The organism is Paenibacillus sp. MZ04-78.2, from assembly GCF_024213375.1.
Taxonomy (GTDB): domain Bacteria; phylum Bacillota; class Bacilli; order Paenibacillales; family NBRC-103111; genus Paenibacillus_G.
Genome location: NZ_JANAVJ010000110.1, coordinates 1 through 1,425 on the forward strand (window position 1 = coordinate 1; position 1,425 = coordinate 1,425).

The window sequence follows — 1,425 nt, forward strand, 5'->3', positions numbered from 1 at the left end:
CGGTTAAACACCCTTATTGTGGACACTGCACCTCTTATTCGATATGAATCGTAGAATTGCTTTAATTTGCTTCGTTTTTCGCCAATGCTGACTGTTAAACCTTAATCTGCTTCGGCTTAATGGTGCCTTGCTTCACAGCTTCCATATATTCATACGGGGACAAATCGTAGATGCTGCCGTGGATGCGGATACGATTATAATCCTGGATAAACTGACTTACGATTTCATAAGCTTGTGGATAAGACTCAAATTCATGACGCTGATAGCATTCTGCTTCTATAATCGAATGATAGGATTCGATGTGAGCGTTTTTATTCGGCGTTTTGGGCGGAATTCGCTCGTGAATCATGACAAATTCGTTACAGGCATCCTCAAACAGGTTGCTAATAAATTGCGGACCGTTGTCTGAACGTATGACGGGCTTTTCCGCCTTGTCAAAGAGCTGGCGCTTCATAAGCGCTTCCTGCATAATCTGGACGAGATGCTTCGCTTCGCACGTCAGTCCAATGTGATAGGTTACTACGGCGCGGTCAAACACGTCTAAGATGCTCATAAGGAAGAAGAAGCGTTGCTCGCCGCTAATCCAGCCATATTTAATGTCGGTCTCCCACAGTTGATTAGAGGCCGTTATTACGCGATTGTTGGCTAGTCGCTTGGGATGCTTATTCTTGAGTTTCCGCTGTGGACGAAGCACATCCATTTGCTTGCATAGACGGTAGACTTTCTTCTTGTTAATTTTCAGTTGATGGCGTCTTCGAAGAAGCACGGTCAGCTTGCGGTAGCCGTAGTTCGCACCTTCGCCTGCTAAGAACTCCATGATCCATTCGCAAATCTGCTCATCACTGATTGGCTTGCCGTCTTTTGTATATGATAAACCAGGTGCGGGGCGACCGGCCCTATGGATTGTTCCTCGAACTTGCTGCAGTCTATTCACATATGCATAATACGTGGAGCGCTCTACCTCCAGCACACGCAACACAAAGCTGATGCTATGTCCTTGTGCAATATACTTCTGGGCAATCTCTATTTTATCCGCAAGTGCGGGTTCGTTTTTTTTAGTAGGTCTTTGAGAATGTCCCTCTCAAGGGCTTGCTCTGCATAGAGCTTCTTGAGCTTCTCATTCTCTTTCGCAAGCTCTGCGTAATCTTCTGCGGTCGGCACAAATTTCGCTTGCTTGATGCTTGTCCCATCCAGTTGATCCAGATCCTTGCGATTCAGTTCTCGGGCCCATCGAAGCACCATCTTAGGATCAAGCTCATGTTGTCTTGCCACTGCGGTCATGCTCCCAATTTCCTTTCCCTTGGCGACCACCATCTTCTTGAAATTCAGATCATACTGTTTCTTCTTCATTTCGTTCCCTCCGCCTCAATATTATTGTATCGGAGTAAGGGGTGTACTGTCCAAGTTTAAATAGGGGCTAAATAG

Annotated in this window: 2 protein-coding genes; both read right to left on the reverse strand. The window is 46.0% G+C overall.

Going from position 1 to position 1,425, the window contains the following annotated elements; genetic code table 11:
• Positions 1-94: 94 nt before the first annotated feature.
• On the reverse strand, positions 95-979 hold the full coding sequence (locus NLX71_RS26230; protein ID WP_254366751.1) for an IS3 family transposase: 885 nt from the start codon (positions 977-979) through the stop codon (positions 95-97).
• A 44-nt stretch (positions 980-1,023) separates the two neighbouring features.
• On the reverse strand, positions 1,024-1,350 hold the full coding sequence (locus NLX71_RS26235) for a transposase (RefSeq protein ID WP_254366753.1): 327 nt from the start codon (positions 1,348-1,350) through the stop codon (positions 1,024-1,026).
• Positions 1,351-1,425: the final 75 nt, after the last annotated feature.